At 72.2% G+C, this 18,238-nt stretch carries 13 protein-coding genes; 7 read left to right on the top strand and 6 right to left on the bottom strand.

The window, feature by feature from the left end:
• The first annotated feature begins 6 nt into the window (after positions 1-6).
• Positions 7-2,526 carry a SpoIIE family protein phosphatase gene (locus ACFY3C_RS07070; protein ID WP_390770025.1) on the top strand — a complete coding sequence of 840 codons (2,520 nt, stop codon included), beginning with the start codon at positions 7-9 and terminating at the stop codon, positions 2,524-2,526.
• Between the two features lie 83 nt (positions 2,527-2,609).
• Complete coding sequence (locus ACFY3C_RS07065) at positions 2,610-5,345, top strand: SpoIIE family protein phosphatase (RefSeq protein ID WP_390770024.1); 2,736 nt, start codon at positions 2,610-2,612, stop codon at positions 5,343-5,345.
• 11 nt (positions 5,346-5,356) lie between these two features.
• Here the strand turns inward: ACFY3C_RS07065 and ACFY3C_RS07060 are convergent, their stop codons facing one another.
• Complete coding sequence (locus ACFY3C_RS07060) at positions 5,357-7,195, bottom strand: glycoside hydrolase family 15 protein (RefSeq protein ID WP_390770023.1); 1,839 nt, start codon at positions 7,193-7,195, stop codon at positions 5,357-5,359.
• 216 nt (positions 7,196-7,411) lie between these two features.
• Between ACFY3C_RS07060 and ACFY3C_RS07055 the strand changes: the two genes are divergently transcribed.
• Entirely contained in the window at positions 7,412-7,618 is a 207-nt protein-coding gene (locus tag ACFY3C_RS07055) for a hypothetical protein (protein WP_386577519.1), read from the top strand.
• Positions 7,619-7,748: 130 nt separating this feature from the next.
• On the opposite strand, the gene ACFY3C_RS07050 is transcribed toward ACFY3C_RS07055, so the two are convergent.
• Both ACFY3C_RS07050 and ACFY3C_RS07045 read right to left on the bottom strand, forming a co-directional pair.
• Positions 7,749-8,912, bottom strand: a complete 1,164-nt coding sequence (locus ACFY3C_RS07050; RefSeq protein WP_390770022.1) for an MFS transporter — start codon at positions 8,910-8,912, stop codon at positions 7,749-7,751.
• Complete coding sequence (locus ACFY3C_RS07045) at positions 8,909-9,517, bottom strand: helix-turn-helix domain-containing protein (RefSeq protein ID WP_386577517.1); 609 nt, start codon at positions 9,515-9,517, stop codon at positions 8,909-8,911. The genes ACFY3C_RS07050 and ACFY3C_RS07045 overlap by 4 nt, the downstream gene beginning before the upstream one ends.
• Here ACFY3C_RS07045 and ACFY3C_RS07040 point away from each other — a divergent pair.
• Positions 9,516-10,034, top strand: coding sequence for a GNAT family N-acetyltransferase (locus ACFY3C_RS07040; protein WP_386577516.1), 519 nt, complete (start codon positions 9,516-9,518; stop codon positions 10,032-10,034). The genes ACFY3C_RS07045 and ACFY3C_RS07040 overlap by 2 nt on opposite strands.
• Positions 10,035-10,145: 111 nt before the next feature.
• Here ACFY3C_RS07040 and ACFY3C_RS07035 read toward each other — a convergent pair whose 3' ends face one another.
• The gene (locus tag ACFY3C_RS07035; RefSeq protein WP_390770021.1) at positions 10,146-11,966 is read right to left on the bottom strand and encodes an endonuclease/exonuclease/phosphatase family protein; all 1,821 of its coding nucleotides are present in this window, start codon (positions 11,964-11,966) and stop codon (positions 10,146-10,148) included.
• Between the two features lie 252 nt (positions 11,967-12,218).
• Here ACFY3C_RS07035 and sthA point away from each other — a divergent pair, with 252 nt between their 5' ends.
• The 3 genes from sthA (at position 12,219) to ACFY3C_RS07020 (ending at position 16,323) form a co-directional block, all read left to right on the top strand.
• Positions 12,219-13,625, top strand: a complete 1,407-nt coding sequence (gene sthA, locus ACFY3C_RS07030; protein ID WP_390770020.1) for a Si-specific NAD(P)(+) transhydrogenase — start codon at positions 12,219-12,221, stop codon at positions 13,623-13,625.
• A 257-nt stretch (positions 13,626-13,882) separates the two neighbouring features.
• A complete protein-coding gene (locus tag ACFY3C_RS07025; RefSeq protein WP_390770019.1) occupies positions 13,883-15,352 on the top strand; it encodes an APC family permease in 1,470 nt (489 codons plus the stop codon).
• An 11-nt stretch (positions 15,353-15,363) separates the two neighbouring features.
• Positions 15,364-16,323 carry a hypothetical protein gene (locus ACFY3C_RS07020; RefSeq protein WP_390770018.1) on the top strand — a complete coding sequence of 320 codons (960 nt, stop codon included), beginning with the start codon at positions 15,364-15,366 and terminating at the stop codon, positions 16,321-16,323.
• Here the strand turns inward: ACFY3C_RS07020 and ACFY3C_RS07015 are convergent.
• Both ACFY3C_RS07015 and ACFY3C_RS07010 read right to left on the bottom strand, forming a co-directional pair.
• Positions 16,320-16,859 (bottom strand): hypothetical protein, encoded by a 540-nt coding sequence (locus tag ACFY3C_RS07015; RefSeq protein ID WP_390770017.1) that lies wholly within the window; start codon positions 16,857-16,859, stop codon positions 16,320-16,322. The genes ACFY3C_RS07020 and ACFY3C_RS07015 overlap by 4 nt on opposite strands.
• 113 nt (positions 16,860-16,972) lie before the next feature.
• Positions 16,973-18,112 carry a HoxN/HupN/NixA family nickel/cobalt transporter gene (locus ACFY3C_RS07010; RefSeq protein WP_390770348.1) on the bottom strand — a complete coding sequence of 380 codons (1,140 nt, stop codon included), beginning with the start codon at positions 18,110-18,112 and terminating at the stop codon, positions 16,973-16,975.
• Positions 18,113-18,238 lie beyond the last annotated feature (126 nt).

Raw genomic sequence — 18,238 nt, 5'->3', positions numbered from 1 at the left:
GGGCCCATGGCTGGGAGCGGAGAGCCGGCGGTCCGTACGCGGGCGCGGCTGACCACACTGCTGGTCGACGCCTCGACCGGCGCGCTCGGTGCGGCCGGAGCGCGTGTGGCGGGCGTGTACCTGCGCTCCAGCACCCCGGGGCTGCTGCGCCTCGCGGTGCTCGTCGGGCTGCCCGGCCCACTGTTCCGGCCCTGGTGGCGACTGCACGTCGGCCGGCCCTTCCCGGTGGCCGACGCCTACCGGCTCGGCGTCCAAGTGGTGTTGCCCAACGCCACGGAGACGGTGCGCCGGTACCCCCAGTTCGCGGCGGGTCTGCCCTTCCCGTTCGGGTCGGTGCACGTGCCCGTGCCGGGCGGGACCGAGCCCCTCGGGGTGCTCACCGTGCTGCGCCCCGCGGCGACGGACACCGTGGACGAGCTGCTGGACCGCGAACTGCTCGCGCGGCTCGCCGAGGGTCTTGGAGCCGAGCTGCTCGCGCTCGCCGACGGGGACGAGGCGGTCATCGCCTGGGACGGGGAACCCCATTGCGTACGACCGCCCGCGACCCGGCCCGCCCAGGCGCGCGTGGGCCGGTTCACCTGGGATCCGGAGACCTCGGCGGTGCACCTGGACGACCGGCTGTACGCGCTGCTCGGACTGGATCCGGCCGAGTTCGCGGGGACCGGCCCGGCGCTCGCGGACGCCGTGTCCCCGGCCGAGGCGCACCGGATCCTGGCCGCGCTGCGCGATGCGGGCGCCGGGAAGCCGCCGGCCGCGCCCCTGAACCTGTGGTCGGAGGAAGGGACCCCGCGGCTCCTCGACCTGTCCCCGGCGGCAGAGGCCCGCGAGGCGTCCCTGGTCGACGGAACCGTCTTCGACCCCGGCCCGGGCGTCTCCGCGGACGGCGCGGCCGACCTGCTTCCGCAAGGGGTGTTCTGCCTGGACCGGCTCGGGCTGCTCGTGTACGTCAACCCGGCCGCGGCACGCATGGCGGGCCGGGAACGGGCCTGGCTGCTCGGCCGTCCGCTGTGGGAAGCGATGCCGTGGCTGACCGGGCCGCCGTACGACGACCATCTGCGCAGCGTGCTGCTGTCCCAGGAGCCGGTGCACGTGCACGTCCGGCGTCCGGCTCCCGGGTGTGCCGCAAACGGTGAGGGCGACTGGCTCGCCCTCTCGGTGCATCCCGGCCCCGACATCCTGACCTGCACGCTCGTCCCGGCCAGCCGTGTCGACGCGCCCGCTGAACCCTCCCCCGAAGCCCCGGCCGAGGCCGAGCCGCACACGCCGGAGGACACGGTGCCCGGCGATCACTCGCTGACGCCGCTGTACCGGCCCATCGCCCTCGCCATCGCGCTGACGGACGCCGTGACCGCCCGGCAGGTGTCGGCGGTCGTGATGCAGGAGCTGCTGCCCGCGTTCGGCGGCCGCCGCCTGGCCATCTACCTGCTCCAGGACCGGCACCTGTACCTGGCCTGGGAGACCGGGTTCCCGCAGGGCTTCCTCGCCCCCTTCGAGGGCGTCGGCCTCGAAGCGCACCTGCCCGGCGTGGAGACCCTCACGACCGGCCGCCCGATCTTCTTCGAGTCCATGCACCAGCTGGCGGCCACCTACCCGGGCATCCCCCTGGACGCGGAGGAGGGTGCCCGCGCCTTCCTGCCGCTGATCGCCTCCGGCCGGCCGGTCGGCTCCTGCATCCTCGGCTTCGACCGGCCGCGCAGCTTCAGCACCGAGGAGCGGACGGTCCTCACCGCGCTCGCCGGGCTGATCGCACACGCGATGGAGAAGGCACAGCGCTACGACACCGAGGCCGCGCTCGCCCGCGGCCTGCAGCAGGCCCTGCTGCCCCGGAGGCTGTCGGCGCACCCGCAGGTGGAGACGGCGGGCCGCTATCTGCCGGGCACGCAGGGCATGGACGTCGGCGGGGACTGGTACGACGTCGTCGAGGCCGGGGACGGGCTGGCGCTGGTCATCGGCGATGTGCAGGGGCACGGGGTGCAGGCGGCGGCCACCATGGGCCAGCTGCGCAGCGCCGTACGCGCCTTCGCGCTCGGGGACCGGCCGCCCGACGAGGTGCTGAGCGGCACGAACCACCTGCTCATCGACCTCGACCCGGGCCAGTTCGCCAGCTGCTGCTACGTCCGTCTCGACCCGGCCACCGGGCAGGCCCGGGCCGCCCGGGCGGGACATCCGCCGCCGCTGCTGCGCCACCCCGACGGACGCACCGAGGTGCTGGACATCCCGGGCGGTGTCGTCCTCGGGGTGGATCCGTGCGCCCAGTACCCGGAGACCGACCTGCGGTTGGAGCCGGACGCGATCCTCGCCCTGTACACCGACGGCCTCGTGGAGCGGCCCGGCGCCGACATCGACGAGGGCATCACCGCGCTGCGCCTCGCGCTCGCGAAGGCCGGCGGGGTCGCCGGACGGCGCGGCGGCCGGTCCCTGGCCGGGGTCGCCGACCGGATCACCGCCACCGCCCGGCACGCCGCCGCCCGCCCCGACGACGTGGCGCTGCTGCTCGCCACCCGCCGTACCCCGCACCGCCGGTGACCGGAGCCCGCCGCCAAAACGGGCGGCTGTCACCTCGGGCGACGGCCTCGCCTGACGGGGCCGGGCAGTGTAGACATGGGCACATGGTGCGTCTGCCCGGCCGGTCCGCGACCCGGCCGCCCCGTCCTTCCGGGCAACCGCGCGCACCGCAGGGCCCGCGGAAGGACACTTCGGGCGCGAACGGCGGCCGTCCGGGAGTGCTGCGGTCGGTGACCGGAGGCAGCGTCGCCGGGCAGGTGTTCGTCCTCCAGGTGGTGATCGTGCTGCTGCTGGTCGTGTCGGCCGTGGTGGCACAGGTGCTCCAGGTGCAGCACGACAGCAGCAGGGAGGCCTTCAACCGCTCCCTGGCCGTCGCCGAGACGTTCGCCCACGCGCCCGGCACGGCGGCCGCGCTGCGCGCCCCGGATCCGACGGCCATCCTGCAGCCGAAGGCCGAGGCCGCCCGCAAGGGGTCCGGCGTGGACTTCATCGTGGTGATGAACACCGACGGCATCCGCTACACCCACCCCAAGCCGGACCGCATCGGCAAGAAGTTCGTCGGGACCATCGCGCCGGCGCTGGCCGGCGGCACGGTCGTCGAGAAGATCCACGGGACGATCGGCGAGCTGGTGCAGGTCGTCGTGCCGGTGAAGGACTCCGGCGGCAAGGTGGTCGGCCTGGTCTCGGCCGGCATCACCACCGAGCACGTGGGCGGGACCGCCGACCAGCAACTGCCCCTGCTGCTCGCGGCGGCCGCGGCGGCACTCGCGCTGGCCACCGGGGGCACGGCCCTGGTCAGCCGGCGTCTGCTGCGCCAGACGCACGGCCTCGGCCCGTACGAGATGACGCGGATGTACGAGCACCACGACGCGGTGCTGCACTCCGTCCGGGAGGGCGTGCTCATCGTCGGCGGCGACGGGCGGCTGGTGCTCGCCAACGACGAGGCGCAGCGGCTGCTGGACCTGCCCGAGGACGCCGAGCAGCGTCATGTGCTGGAGCTGGGTCTGGACGACGACACGGCCGGGCTGCTCTCCTCCGGGCGGGTCGCCACGGACGAGGTGCATCTGGTGAAGGACCGGCTGCTGGCCATCAACCAGCGCCCCACCGACCTGCGCGGCGGCCCGGCCGGCAGCGTCACCACGCTGCGCGACTCCACGGAGCTGCGCGCCGTTTCGGGCCGTGCGGAGGTGGCGCGCGAGCGGCTGAACATGCTGTACGACGCCGGCGTGGGCATCGGCACCAGCCTGGACGTGGCCCGCACGGCGCAGGAGCTGGCGGAGCTGGCCGTGCCGCGGTTCGCGGACTTCGTCACCGTGGACCTGTTCGATCCGGTGCTGAACGGGGAGGAGCCGAGGCCCGGGACCGCGCTGCGCCGGGCGGCCTGCAGCGGCATCCGCAAGGACGCCCCGCTGTACCCGGTGGGCGAGCGCATCCGGTTCGTGCCGACCTCGCCGCAGGCCCGGAGCCTGACGACCGGGCAGTCCGTGGTCGAGCCGGTACTGAGCGAGGCGCCCGGCTGGCTCGCCCAGGACCTGGAGCGCACCGAACAGATCGTGACCTCCGGCATCCACTCGCTGATCACCGTGCCGCTGCGGGCCGGCACCCTGGTCCTCGGTCTGGCCAACTTCTATCGTTCGGAGAAGCCGCAGCCGTTCGACGCCGAGGAGCTGGCGCTCGCCGAGGAACTGGTCGCGCGGGCCGCCGTGTCCATCGACAACGCCCGCCGCTACACCCGTGAGCACAGCATGGCGGTGACCCTCCAGCGCAGCCTGCTGCCGCGCTCCCTGCCCGAGCAGGGCGCCCTGGAGATCGCCTACCGCTATCTGCCGGCGCAGGCGGGGGTGGGCGGCGACTGGTTCGACGTACTGCCGCTGTCCGGCACCCGGGTGGCCATGGTGGTGGGGGACGTCGTGGGCCACGGCCTGCACGCGGCGGCGACCATGGGCCGGCTGCGCACGGCGGTGCACAACTTCTCCTCGCTCGATCTGCCGCCCGACGAACTCCTCGGCCTGCTCGACGAGTTGGTGGGCCGGATCGACCAGGACGAGACCCCGGCCGACGGCGCCGCCGCGGTCACCGGCGCGACCTGCCTGTACGCGGTGTACGACCCGGTGTCCCGGGTCTGCACGGTGGCCCGGGCCGGCCATCCGCCGCCCGCGCTGGTGCACCCCGACGGCCGCGTGGAGTTCCCGGACGTGCCCGCCGGTCCCCCGCTGGGCCTCGGCGGGCTGCCGTTCGAGACGGCCGACCTGGAACTCGCGGAGGGCAGCCGCCTGGTCCTGTACACCGACGGCCTGGTGGAGGACCGGGACCGGGACATCGACGAGGGCCTGGAACTGCTGCGCGACGCCCTCGGCCGGGCGCCCGACGCCTCGCCCGAGGACGCCTGCCGGGCGGTGCTCGACAGCCTCCCGAACCGGCCCAGCGACGACGTCGCGCTGATCGTGGCCCGCACCCGCGTCCTCGGCGCCGACCGGGTCGCCGAGTGGCAGGTGCCGTCGGATCCGGTGGCCGTCTCTCAGGTACGGGCCTCGGTCACCCGGCAGCTGGCCGAATGGGACCTGGACGAGCTGTCGTTCACGACGGAGCTGATCCTGAGCGAGCTGGTCACCAACGCCATCCGCTACGGACGCGGACCGATCGGCGTACGGCTGCTGCGCGACCGCACGCTGATCTGCGAGGTCTCCGACCGCAGCACGACCTCCCCGCATCTGCGGTACGCGGCCACCACTGACGAGGGCGGCCGGGGCCTGTTCCTGGTCGCCCAGCTCGCCGAACGCTGGGGCACCCGCTACACCCACAACGGCAAGATCATCTGGGCGGAGCAGCCGCTGCCCTGAGCGCAGGGTGGTCAGCCCAGGGCGCGGTCCAGGTTGAACGCGGCGCTGATGAGGGACAGGTGGGTGAACGCCTGCGGGAAGTTGCCCTGTTGCTCACCGGTGCGGCCGATCTCCTCGGCGTACAGGCCGAGATGGTTGGCGTAGGTGAGCATCTTCTCGAAGGCCAGCCGGGCCTCGTCGAGCCGGCCGGCCCGGACCAGTGCCTCGACGTACCAGAAGGAGCAGATGGAGAAGGTGCCCTCGTCTCCGCGCAGTCCGTCGGGGCTGGCCTGCGGGTCGTAGCGGTAGACGAGGGAGTCGGAGACCAGGTCCTCGGAGAGGGCGTCCAGGGTGGACAGCCACTTCGGGTCGGTCGGCGCGATGAACTTGGCCAGCGGCATCATCAGCAACGACGCGTCGAGCACGTCGGCGCCCTCGTACTGCACGAAGGCGCCCCGGCGCTCCGACCAGCCGCGCTCCATGATCCGCCGGTAGATGGCGTCCCGGGCCTGGCGCCAGCGGCGATGGTCGGCGGGCAGCCCGCGGTGGGTGGCGAGGCGGATGGCCCGCTCGATGGCGACCCAGCACATCAGCCGCGAGTACAGGAAGTTCTTGCGGCCGCCGCGGGTCTCCCACACGCCCTCGTCGGGCTGGTCCCAGTTGTCGCACACCCAGTCGACGAGGTGGCACACGTCGTCCCACTGGCCGCTGGAGATGGGCTCGGCCCACTTGTCGTAGAGGTAGATCGAGTCGATCAGGGCGCCGTAGATGTCCAGCTGGAGCTGGTCGGCGGCGGCGTTGCCGACCCGGACCGGGGCGGAGCCGAGGTGTCCCTCCAGGTGGGGCAGTTCGCGCTCGGGCAGGTCGGCACGGCCGTCGATGCCGTACATGATCTGCAGCGGTCCTGCGCCGTCGCCGCAGCCGGGGCTGATGTGCGTGGTCAGGAACTTCATGAAGGCCGCGGCCTCGCCGCTGAAGCCGAGCCTGAGCAGCGCGTAGACGGCGAAGGCGGCGTCGCGGACCCACACGTAGCGGTAGTCCCAGTTGCGCTCGCCGCCGAGCTGCTCGGGCAGGCTGGTGGTGGGCGCGGCGACGATGGCGCCGGTGGGGGCGTAGGTGAGGAGCTTGAGGGTGAGGGCGGAGCGGTGCACCATCTCGCGCCAGCGGCCGCGGTAGCGGGACTGGTGCAGCCAGCGCCGCCAGTAGGCGACGGTGGCGTTGAACTCATGCTCGGCCTCGGCGTGGGCGCAGCCGCGGGGGGCCACCTCGGTGCCGACCTGGTCCAGGGCGAACACCGCCGTCTCGCCCTCGCTCAGCTTGAAGTCGGCCCGCGCGTCCCGGCCGTCGCACTCCACGACGACGGTGGAGGTGAGGGCGAGGGACAGCTTGGCGGACTCGAAGACGACGAGGCCGTTCAGGGTGCGCAGGGTGTGCGGGTCGGATCCGTAGTCGAAGCGCGGGGCGATCAGGGCCCGGAAGGGCACGGTGCCGCGGACGCACACCACGCGCCGGATGAGCCGGTGCCGGCCCTCGACATGTGACTCCTCTCCGCTGACCGGCATGAAGTCCTGGACCTCGCCGACACCGTCCTCGGTGAAGAACCGGGTGATCAGCACGTTGGTGTCCGGGAAGTAGAACTGTTTGGTGCGCGCCGGTACGGCGGCGGCCAGCTCGAATCGGCCGCCGCGCTCGGCGTCGAGGATGGCCGCGAAGACACTGGGTGCGTCGAAGGACGGGGAGCAGTACCAGTCGATCGTGCCGTTGGTGCCGACCAGGGCGACGCTGCGCAGATCGCCGATGAGGCCGTGTTCGGCGATCGGCAGGTAGCGGGGGCTCCCGGACAGGTCCTGCGGGAAGGGGATCTCGGCCATCGCTCGGGCCTCCCGGTGCGGTGTGCGGGCTGCATTCCAGCTCGGGCTGCATTCCAGCTTAGGGCGAGTGCTTCGGCTACGGCCGGGCAGACGCCTGTCACCCGACGCCGATGCGCCTTCCGGATGCAGGGTGCGCAAAGGCGCGGAATGGTGAGAGTGTGCCCCGTTCGGCGGCACCGGCACGGATGCGGTCATCCGGACCGAGGAGGAGGCATCATGTCGACATCCACACCCGAAGAGTCCCGTGCGTCCGACGACCACTGCACCCCGGACGCCCTGCTCCACTCCGCTCCGCCGAGGGACGTCACCGCGGAGGACCTGGTGATGGCAGCGGGCAGGGACGTCACTCCGGCGAACCTCGACTGGGCGCGCCGCAAGCTGGAGACCGAGGGCCAGGCAGCCGTCGAGAAGCTGCTGCCCTAGGGCGGTCCGGGGAATCCGGGGACACCAACGGGGAGGCGCCGGGCAGGGGCGCGCGGGTCGTACGGCACCGCGCCCGCCCGGCGCCCGGTGCTGCCCGCACGCGTCGTCGCCACGTATTGCCCGCAGGTGCTCAGGCCTGCCGGGTGCCGCCCCGTCCGTAGCCGACGGCGAGGAGCAGCGCGGCGAGAGCGGTCAGGGCGGTGCCCTGCCAGCCGAGGGTGCTGAGCAGGGGTGCGGCGAGGCTGGTGCCGACGGCGCCGATCGTGAAGTACAGCACGAGGTAGACGCTGCTGAGGCTGCCGGAGCGCCCGGGGTCGAGGGCGATGACGCGGCTCTGGTTGGCGGCCTGGGCGGCGAAGCAGCCGGCGTCGCAGAGCGCGAGTCCGGCTGCCGTGACCAACGGGGTGTTCAGGCCGGTGACCAGGAGGGCGACTCCGGCCGCGGCGGCCGCCATGGAAGCGGTGATCACGGCACGGGGACCGTACCGGTCGGCGAGGCGTCCGGTGAGCGGGAGTGCCGCGAAGCCGAGGAGTCCGGCCAGGCTGTACAGGCCGATGGTGGTCGGGCCGAGGGAGTAGGGCGGCTGGGCCAGGGCCAGGGCGAGGGCGACCCAGACGAGGTTGAAGGCGAAGTACCACAGCCCTCCGGTGGCCACCGCGCGGCGCAGCTGCGGATGGTGGCGCAGGAGCGGGGGAAGCGAGCCGAGGGTGGCGCGGTAGCTGCGGCGGGAGTGCGGCCGCTGCCGAGGCAGGAGCGTGGCGGCGGCGATCGCGCCGAGCAGGGCGAGGGCGGCGAAGACGAGGAGCATCCGCCGCCAGCCGAGGACGTCCGCGAGGGTTCCGCCCGCCAGGCGGCTGAGCAGGATGCCGGCCGACATGCCGGCGGCCACGGTGGCGACGCCGGTTCCCCGGCTCCCGGGCGGGGCGTGCCGGCCGGCGATGCTGCCGGCCTGGGCTGCGACACTGGCGGCCGCGCCGATGAGCAGGTAGGCGGCCAGGAGTGCGACCGCGCCGGGTGCGTCCGCGGCGAGGGTGAGGGCGGCGGCCAGGGCGGTGAGCTGCGCGGCCACCAGGCGGTTGGGGGCCAGGTGGTCGGTGAGCGGGAGCAGGAGGGCGAAGCCGGTCATGCAGCCGGCGAGCGCGGCGGTCGGTACGAGGCCGATCACGGAGAGGGGGACGCCCAGGTCGGCGGCGACCGCGGTGAGCGCGGGCTGCAGGGCGTAGTTGTTGGCGATCGCCGTCCCGGCTATGGAGGCGAGGAGGAAGGTGCCGTCTCGGGGAAGGGGTCGGGTCACGGCTGTGCGCCGCGGGTGAGGACGACGGCGTAGCGGCACTCGGCGTCGGTGGTGTTGGCGAAGACGCGCTCGGCGGGCTCGCCGAGTTCGATGGTGTCGCCCGTGTCGAGTTCGTGGACCGTGTCGCCGTCGTGGAAGGTCAGCCGGCCGTCGAGGACCCAGACGACCTGGCGTACGAAGGCGAAGGCCGCGGCCGGATACGGCACCCGGGCACCGGCGGGCAGGCGGATCTCGGCGATCTCCGCGGGGAAGTGCGGGCCGGTGATCTGGCGGCGCCGGTAGCCGGTGCCGGGGTCGCGCCACTCGGGCGCGTCGTCCCGGCGGCGCACTCCCGCGGCGCCGTCCGCGTGGCCCTGCGTTCCCTCGTCCTCCTGCGCTCCTTCGGCGAGGGCGAGCAAGGAGGCCACACTGAGCTGGAAGGCGGCGGACAGCTTGCCGAGGACGACGGCGGTGGGGCTGCTCTCGCCGCGCTCGATCCTGCTGATCATGGCCTGGGAGACACCGGAGGCGTCCGCGAGCTGGGCCAGGGTCCAGCGGCGGCGCTCCCGCTCGGTGCGGACGCGGGCCGCGATCTGCCCCACCAGAGGATCTACTATGTTGGACATGAATCCAATATACGAGAGAAGCCGGGCCGTGACGGTACGGCCGGCACACTCCGGCGACGCGGAGGCGATCCGCGCGATCCGCAACCACGCGGTCGAGCACTCGACGGCCCTGTGGACGCAGACCCCGCAGTCCCCCGCCGAGGGGGCGGCCTGGCTGGCCGCCCACCTGGAGCGCGGCTCGGTGTTCGTGGCCGAGGTGGAAGGCGAGGTGGCCGGGTTCGCGACCTACGGCCCGTGGCGGAGCCTGGACGGGTACCGGCACACGGTGGAGGACTCGGTCTACGTCCGCGAGGACCGGCACGGGCTCGGCATCGGCTCGGCGCTGCTCGCCACCCTCATCGCCGCTGCCCGCGAGGCCGGCCACCACGTCGTCATCGCCGGCATCGAGGCCGGGAACACCGCGTCGGTCCGGCTGCACGAGCGGTTCGGGTTCCATCACGTCGGAACGGTCCCGGAGGTCGGCACCAAGTTCGGCCGCTGGCTCGACCTGACGATCATGCGGCTGCCCCTGACCTGAGCCACCGGCAGCCGCCGCGGACGGGGCTGAACGCCCACCCCGGAGGGCAGGCGCTCAGCTCGACGGATCAGGGCACCCGGGTACGACCCATGGCTCCCTGCGCGGGTGAGGTCAGGGGACGAGCCGCACGATCTGCGGGTCGTGGTCGCTGGCCTGGTCGGTGAACTCGGCGTTGGTGTGGACGATGTCGTAGTCGTACGAGGACAGCGCCGGGCTGGTCAGGATGTGGTCCAGGACCTGGGAGTTGCCCTGGTACACGTAGGTGTAGCGCTCCGCCACGGGCAGCGTGACGGGGAGGTCGGTGAGGCCGGTGCCCGAGGTCAGGGTGGACAGGGTGCCGGAGAACTCGTAGTCGTTGAGGTCGCCGAGGACCACGACCCGGGCGCTGGGCTGGACGGCCAGCAGCTGCTTCACGAAGCCGTTGACCTGGGTGGCCTGCTGGGCGCGCTGGGTCTCCGAGCTGCGGGTGGGCGGCTGGACGCGGGCGTAGAGGGGCTGGTCGCCGCCCTTGGAGTTGAAGTGGTTGGCGATCACGAAGACCGTCTTGCCCTGGAAGGTGAACTCGCCGGCCAGCGGCTTGCGGCTGCTGTTCCAGGCGGAGTTGGTGGGGTTGATCCGGCCGGGCGAGTAGGACAGCGCCGCGGTGCCGCCGTTGTCGACCACGGACACCGCGTTGGTGGAGGTGCCGCCGGGGCGGTCGGTGAAGCCGACGCGCGCGGGGTTGTAGAGGAAGCCGACGCGGATGTTGCCGCCGGGCTCGCCGCCGTCCGAGTCGTTGACCGGGTTGATCTGGCGGTAGGCGTAGGTCGGGCCGCCGGCCGCGGTGATGGCGTTGATCAGCTTGGTGTAGGTCTGGTCGGCGGCCACCACGCCGTTGTCGGTCGGGCCGTTGTTGTCCTGGATCTCCTCCAGCGTCACGATGTCGGGCGAGGAGAGGTTGGTGACGATGCCCGCCGCGAGCCGGTCGAACTTGGACTGCGGGTCGGTCGGGTCGAGGTTCTCCACGTTGTACGTGGCGACGGCCAGCTCGCCAGCGTTCTGGGCGCGGGTCGTCTCGCGGGCGAGGTTGTTGTCGGTGAGCGTGCCGAGGGTGGTGGCCTGGAGGGTGTAGCCGCCGAAGTTGTCGTAGTCGAGCGGGCCCGCGGTGCTGCCGCCCAGGACGTCGCCGACGTCGGCGGCCGGGAAGGTGCCGGTCAGCGACATGACCTTCACGCGCCCGGTGTTCTGCGAGGTGTACGAACCGTAGACGGTGCCGCCGCGCGGGCTGGGGTTCTCGGCCGGCTTGGCCGTGACGAACAGCTCGTTGTACGTGTTACTGGCCCCGACGACACGGGCGTTGTCGACCTGCACGCGCATGCCCTCCAGCGACTCGAACCGGTCGAGGGCGTAGGTGGAGGGGGCCAGGGTCTGGCTCTCGAGGTTGCCGCTGTTGGTGTAGGCGGCGGGGATCGAGGCGGCGTCGAGCACGAAGGGCGCGGGCAGCGGGTTGCCGGTCGAGGCGGTCGACTGGATCTGGGGGGAGGTCAGCTCGGTGAGCGACTGACCGCCGACCGAGGAGCCGCCCGGGTAGTACTCGGAGACCGTGCCCCGGACGGTGATCTTGTTGCCGACCATGGTGGTGATCGAGGCGGACCCGGCGTACGCGAAGATGGCGTCGCTGGTGGCCGGGTTGCCGTCGCCGACCGGGTCCTGGATCCAGTAGCCACGCGAGGAACCGGTGGTGCGGATCGCGGTGACGATCCCACTGACCGTCACCTGCTGACCGCTGTACGGGGACTTGCGCGTGCTGCCCTGCACGGCGGAGATGGTGACAGTCGCGGCCGAGGCCGGTGCGGGCAGGGCGAGCAGCGTGCCCGTCAGGGCGCCGGTGAGCGCGGTGGCCGTCAACAGGCTGATGCGCGAGGGGCGGTGAGTTCTCGGGCCAGACGTCATGAGGGTGCCTTTCGCGAGCGGAACGGACAGATCGCGAGCACCGCTCCGGGGCGTCTGGGGGAACGCGCCGTGGCGGCATGGAGGTTGTAGTGGCGCCAGGTTGCGACGCGGCGACCGGAAGGTGTTCTACGCGCGTCAGATGCGGACGACCGGTGGTGCACGACGGCCGCGCGCCGGTCGGCGGCACCCGTGCACGCCCAGCGGTGCCGCGGGCCTTCCGCGCGGTGCCCGGCGGCTGTCAGACTCCGGAAGATGCCCGACTTCGACATGCTCGTCATCGGATCCGGACCCGGCGGGCAGAAGGCCGCCATCGCCGCGGCCAAGCTCGGCCGCCGGGTCGCCGTCGTCGACCGCCCCGACATGCTCGGCGGGGTCTCCCTGCACACCGGCACCATCCCGTCCAAGACCCTGCGCGAGGCCGTGCTGTACCTGACCGGTCTCACCCAACGCGACCTGTACGGGCAGAGCTACCGGCTGAAGGAGGACATCACCGTCGCCGACCTGACCGCGCGCACCCGGCACGTGGTCGGGCGCGAGGTGGACGTCGTCCGCAGCCAGCTCTCCCGCAACCACGTGGCCGTCCACTCGGGCACCGGCCGGTTCACCGACCCGCACACCGTCGCCCTGCGCGACGAGGCCACCGGTCATGAACGGCTGCTGAGCGCCGAGCACATCGTCATCGCGACCGGCACCCGGCCGGCCCGCCCGGACAGCGTGGCGTTCGACGGGCGCACGATCATGGACTCGGACAACGTGCTCTCGCTGGAGCGGGTGCCGCGCTCGATGGTGATCGTGGGCGCCGGTGTGATCGGCATGGAGTACGCCTCGATGTTCGCCGCGCTCGGCAGCAAGGTGACGGTCGTGGAGAAGCGGCCCGGGATGCTGGATCTGTGCGACGTCGAGGTCGTGGAGTCGCTCAAGTACCACCTGCGGGACCTTGCCGTCACCTTCCGGTTCGGGGAGACCGTCGCCGCCGTCGAGCGTCATGCCCGGGGCACGCTGACCGTGCTGGAGAGCGGCAAGAAGATCCCCGCCGACACGGTGATGTACTCGGCCGGCCGGCAGGGCCTGACCGCCGGGCTCGACCTGGACAGGGCGGGTCTGAGGGCGGACGCGCGCGGCCGGATCGAGGTGGACGAGCACTACCGCACCGAGGTGCCGCACATCTACGCCGTCGGTGACGTCATCGGTTTCCCGGCGCTCGCTGCGACCTCCATGGAGCAGGGCCGGGCGGCGGCGTACCACGCGTGCGGGGAGCCGGTCGGGCAGATGCACGGCCTCCAGCCGATCGGGATCTACACGATTCCGGAGATCAGCTTCGTCGGCCGGACCGAGGACCAACTCACCGAGGACTGCGTCCCGTTCGAGGTGGGCGTCGCCCGCTACCGGGAGCTGGCCCGGGGCCAGATCATCGGGGACTCGCACGGCATGCTGAAGCTGCTGGTCTCCCCCGTGGACCGCACCCTGCTCGGCGTGCACTGCTTCGGCACCGGCGCCACCGAGCTGATTCACATCGGCCAGTCGGTGATGGGCTGCGGCGGCACGGTGGACTATCTGGTGGACGCGGTCTTCAACTACCCGACGCTGGCGGAGTCGTACAAAGTGGCCGCCCTGGACGCGACGAACCGGCTGCGCCAGATCGACCATCTCGCCGACTGAGAGGTATCAGAACAGGTCAGTGGACGTTACCGGTTGGTCATCTTGAAACGTCAATGAGTGACGCTATAGTCACACCCACACACGGTGACCGTCCGCCGACGCTCGGCAGCACGGTGTGTCCATCCACCCCCCGTTCTTCCTGGCCGGCTCCTGACCCGAGGCCATCCCTTCTCGGGTACGAGGCGGGTCCACCCCCCACCTGCACGCCGTAGGGCCGGGCGCCCGTGCGCCGTGCACAACCGGAAAGCGGCACGACCATGAGCAACAACAGGGGCAGAGGGCTGCAGGCCAATGTCCTCGGCACGTTCGACACCGTGGTGATGGCGGTCGCCGGCAGCGCTCCGGCGTACTCGCTCGCCGCGACCACCGCCGTCCTCGTCGGCGCGGTGGGACTGGCCAGCCCGGCCGCCCTGCTGTACTGCGCGATACCCATGCTGGGCATAGCCCTGGCGTTCAGCTACCTCAGCCGGATCGACGTCAACGCGGGCGCCAGCTACTCCTGGGTGGGCCGCACCCTCCACCCGTTCCTGGGCTTCATCAGCGGGTGGGCGCTGGTGATCTCGGCGACCATCTTCATGGTGGCCGGTTCGCTGCCCGCCGGGTCGATGACGCTGGCCCTCTTCGACGACAAGCTCGCGGACAACACGGCGCTGTCCACGGTGGTCGGCGCGGCGTGGTTCCTCGTCATGCTGGGCGTGGTGCTCGGCGGGGCCCGGCTCACCGTCCGCGCCCAGCTGCTCATGTCCGGTGTGGAGCTGGGGATTCTGGCGCTGTTCGCGGTGCTCGCCGTCTTCCACACGGACAACGCCCGCGCCTTCGACTGGTCCTGGCTGGGCTTCTCCCACTTCGACGGCATGGCCGGGTTCGCGTCCGGCGCGCTGCTCGCCGCGTTCTACTACTGGGGCTGGGACGTCACCAGCAACCTCAGTGAGGAGACCCGCAACAGCCGTCGTACGACCGGACTCGCCGGCCTGATCGGGGTCGGGATCGTCTTCCTGCTGTTCGAGGTGTTCACCATCGCGGTGAACGTCATCCTGACCTCGAAGCAGATCGAGCAGAACGACGCCAACGTGCTCGCGGTGCTGGGCGAGGAGATCTGGCCGGGCTGGGGCGGCAAGCTGCTCATCGTGTCCGTGATGCTGTCCACCATCGCCACGCTGGAGACCACGCTCATCCAGGTCACGCGCTCGCTGTTCGCGATGGGCCGCGACCGTACGATGCCGACCGCGCTGGGCCGGGTGCACCGCACCTGGAACACGCCGTGGGTGGCGATCGTGGTGGTCGGCGCGGTCGCGCTGGCGATGTTCATCGCCTCCAACGCGCTCGGCTCGGTGGGCGAGATCCTCTCCGACGCGATCTCGGCGATCGGCCTGCAGATCGCCGTCTACTACGGCCTCGCCGGCCTCGCGGTGGTCGTCGCCTACCGCAAGATGCTGCTGAAGTCGCCGGCCAACTTCCTGCTCGGCGGGCTGTGGCCGCTGTTCGGCGCCGTGTTCATGTTCTGGATCTTCGTCGAGTCGCTGGGCGAGCTGAACGGCGCGGCGATCGCGATCGGCATCGGCGGACTGGCCGTCGGACTCGTCCCGATGCTCTGGTACTGGCGGCAGGGCAGCGACTACTACCGGCCCGCGAAGCTGGACGCGACCCGGACCGTGGCGGCGGAGTACGTTCCCGACGACGCCGGAGCGCCGTCCCGGCCCCACGAGGGTCTCCCCACCGACTTCTGAGGGAGATCCCGATGGTGCGAGACCGTTTCACGCCCGATTTCGACCCCGACTGCGGGGACGCGCGGCTCACCTCCGCCCGGCAGGACATCGTCATCGGCCGCTGGCAGGGCCTCAGGGACCTGCTGTGGGTCACCGGCGAGGACCCGACGCTGCGCGGCCACCGGGTGCGGCTGCTGGCGCAGGCCTGCACGGGCAGTTCGACGGTGGAGTCCTGGCTGGCCGCCGAGCCCGGCAACGCGGACGCGCAGGTGCTGCGCGCGGCGACGGAGACGGCCCGGGCGTTCCACCTGGCCATCTCCGCCGGGCGGGGTGTGCCGATCGACCGGGACCGTATCGACACCGCGGTCCTGGCCTGCCTGCGCGCCGCCGAGGCCTGCCCCGAGGACCCGACTCCGTGGGTGTCCCTGATCTCCGTCGCCCGGCTGTATCCCACGGGGGTACGGCGGCAGGAACTGGCCCGCTGGTGGGACGAGTTGCACCGACGGGACCCGTTCAGCGTGGAGGGCCACCTGCAGGTCCTGCACTACTACTCGGCCCGCTGGCACGGGACGCACGGCCTGATGTACGACTTCGCCCGCGACGCGGCCGGAGTGGCACCGCCCGGCTGCCCGCTGCCGGTGCTGGTCCAGTACGCCCGGGTCGAGGAGTACCGCTACGCCCTCGACGCCCTCCGCGGCCGGCAGGGCTCGGTCGGCCTCGGTCAGCACTGGGACCACGACGGCGCGGTCAACGACGTACGGCGCACCTGGGAGCGCTGGGTGCGGGCCCGCCCGGACAGCAATCCGGCCCCGACCGAGCTGCGCGACCTCAACCACTTGGCGCACGCGGCCTGTCTGGCCGGCACGGCTGACGTCGCCGCGTCCCTGCTCCGCCTGCTCGGCCGCCGCGCCACCCGCACGCCGTGGTCGTTCACGGGCGATCCGGCCCAGCAACTGACCAAGTGGCGCAAGGAGTTGGGGGTGCGGTCCTAGACGCGGCTGCGGAGCAGGACGAGGCCGGCTGCGGCCACTGCGGCCGCGGCGGAGCAGAGAATGCCGGCCGTCATGTAGCCGAAGACGGTGAAGGTGACGGACAACAGGGCCGCGAGGGTGGCCAGGGCTGCGCAGACGCGGGGCAGGCCGCCTGCCGTCCAGGCCTCCTGGAGGAAGTCGTTGGTGCGCCAGGCATGTGCCGCGACGAGCAGCACGGCCACGATCATGACGGCTGCGAGGACCGGGGAGAGGCCGGACGTCCGGTGGAACACCGTGGGACGCTCCGGCCCCTTCAACTCCAGCAGATGGTGGATCCCCTTGATCGCCTCCACCGGGCCCACCACCGCGAACACGCCACCGGCCACGCGGCTCGGCCAGACCTTCCCGCCGTTGCCCCGCCGCAGTGCGATCCATTCGAGGATGCCGCGCGGATTGATCAGCGCCACCCAGCCGATCGCGGTGGCCCCCAGCCCCCACATGAGGTCGAACAGAGCCGAGTCCGGCGCCGACATCTGCTGCGACGCGAGCGTGTACATCCCTGGTCCCTCCCGAAGCGCCGGCACCGAACACTCCGGCAGCGCAGTGTGACGCCGCACGGGAGCCGCGCACCATGGCTGACGTGGGGATTTGATGCGATCTTGACGGAGCGCTAGTCCGCGGACCCCTCCGCCAGGCCCGCCAACCCCGCCGACCCCGCCGACCCCGCCGACCCCGTCGACCCCGTCGACCCCGTCGTCCACTTCTCCTCGATGCGACCCGCCTTCCACACCAGCAGGGCGATCGCCCAGGTGGCGAAGAACAGGCCGACGATGACGAAGCCGACCGTGTTGAGGTCGAGGCCCGAGATCCAGTCCCAGAACGCGCCGTGCAGGTCCAGCTCGTCGGCGAGCAGGCCGAGGAGTTCTACGGTGCCGATGACGAGGGCGACGGCGACGGACAAGCCGGTGATGGTGAGGTTGTAGTAGACCTTGCGGACCGGCTTGGAGAACGCCCAGCCGTAGGCGAAGTTCATGAACGAGCCGTCGATGGTGTCGAGCAGCGACATGCCCGCCGCGAACAGGACGGGGAGACAGAGGATCGCGTACCAGGGCAGGCCCGAGGCGGCGCCCGAACCGGCGAGGACCAGCAGGGCGATCTCCGTCGCCGTGTCGAAGCCGAGGCCGAACAGCAGGCCCAGCGGGTACATCTGCCACGGCTTGGTGATCGAGCCCGTGACCCGGCCGAGGAGGCGGTTCATGAAGCCGCGGTTGTCGAGCTGCGCCTCCAGGGCGGCCTCGTCGAACCGGCCGGAGCGCATCTGCCGGAACACCTTCCAGATGCCGGCCAGGATGACGAGGTTGATCCCGGCGATGAGGTAGAGGAAGGCGCCAGAGACCGTCGTACCGATGAGGCCGGTGACCTCGTGCAGCCGGGAGTTGTCGTCACGGACCGGTCCGGCCAGGGCTTTCATGCCGAGGGAGAGCAGCAGGGTCAGGCCGAAGACGATGCTGGAGTGGCCGAGCGAGAACCAGAAGCCGACCGACAGCGGGCGTTGCCCCTCCCCCATCAGCTTGCGGGTCGTGTTGTCGATCGCCGCGATGTGGTCGGCGTCGAAGGCGTGCCGCATGCCCAGCGTGTAGGCGGTCACGCCGATGCCGATGCCGAAGGTCGCCGGTGTTCCGGCAGATCCGGCGCCGACGCTGAAGTGCTGCGGGGCGACGATCCCGACCAGCGTGCCCCAGCCGATCACGTGCAGCGCGAGCACGAAGGCGGCCATACCGCCGACCCTGGTCCACTCCTGCCGCGTCATGGAGCCACGGACGCGGTGCCGGGCCGAACGCGGGGCGTCGGCCTGAGCGGGGAGGGACGGAGCGGAACCAGGGGCGGCGGCCGTCATGGGGGAGGGTGTTCCTTCGGTGCAGCGGCTACGGCTGCG

This window comes from Streptomyces sp. NPDC001410 (genome assembly GCF_042895235.1).
Lineage (GTDB): Bacteria > Actinomycetota > Actinomycetes > Streptomycetales > Streptomycetaceae > Streptomyces.
The sequence above is the reverse complement of the archived record's forward strand: the minus strand, read 5'-3'. Positions and strand labels throughout refer to the sequence as shown.

Bases quoted from the DNA above. Each gene is read 5' to 3' on its own strand.
- ACFY3C_RS07070 (WP_390770025.1), top strand. From the start codon at position 7: ATGGCTGGGAGCGGAGAGCCGGCGGTCCGTACGCGGGCGCGGCTGACC.
- ACFY3C_RS07065 (WP_390770024.1), top strand. From the start codon at position 2,610: ATGGTGCGTCTGCCCGGCCGGTCCGCGACCCGGCCGCCCCGTCCTTCC.
- ACFY3C_RS07060 (WP_390770023.1), bottom strand. From the start codon at position 7,195: ATGGCCGAGATCCCCTTCCCGCAGGACCTGTCCGGGAGCCCCCGCTAC.
- ACFY3C_RS07055 (WP_386577519.1), top strand. From the start codon at position 7,412: ATGTCGACATCCACACCCGAAGAGTCCCGTGCGTCCGACGACCACTGC.
- ACFY3C_RS07040 (WP_386577516.1), top strand. From the start codon at position 9,516: ATGAATCCAATATACGAGAGAAGCCGGGCCGTGACGGTACGGCCGGCA.
- ACFY3C_RS07045 (WP_386577517.1), bottom strand. From the start codon at position 9,517: ATGTCCAACATAGTAGATCCTCTGGTGGGGCAGATCGCGGCCCGCGTC.
- ACFY3C_RS07035 (WP_390770021.1), bottom strand. From the start codon at position 11,966: ATGACGTCTGGCCCGAGAACTCACCGCCCCTCGCGCATCAGCCTGTTG.
- sthA (WP_390770020.1), top strand. From the start codon at position 12,219: ATGCCCGACTTCGACATGCTCGTCATCGGATCCGGACCCGGCGGGCAG.
- ACFY3C_RS07025 (WP_390770019.1), top strand. From the start codon at position 13,883: ATGAGCAACAACAGGGGCAGAGGGCTGCAGGCCAATGTCCTCGGCACG.
- ACFY3C_RS07020 (WP_390770018.1), top strand. From the start codon at position 15,364: ATGGTGCGAGACCGTTTCACGCCCGATTTCGACCCCGACTGCGGGGAC.
- ACFY3C_RS07015 (WP_390770017.1), bottom strand. From the start codon at position 16,859: ATGTACACGCTCGCGTCGCAGCAGATGTCGGCGCCGGACTCGGCTCTG.
- ACFY3C_RS07010 (WP_390770348.1), bottom strand. From the start codon at position 18,112: ATGACGCGGCAGGAGTGGACCAGGGTCGGCGGTATGGCCGCCTTCGTG.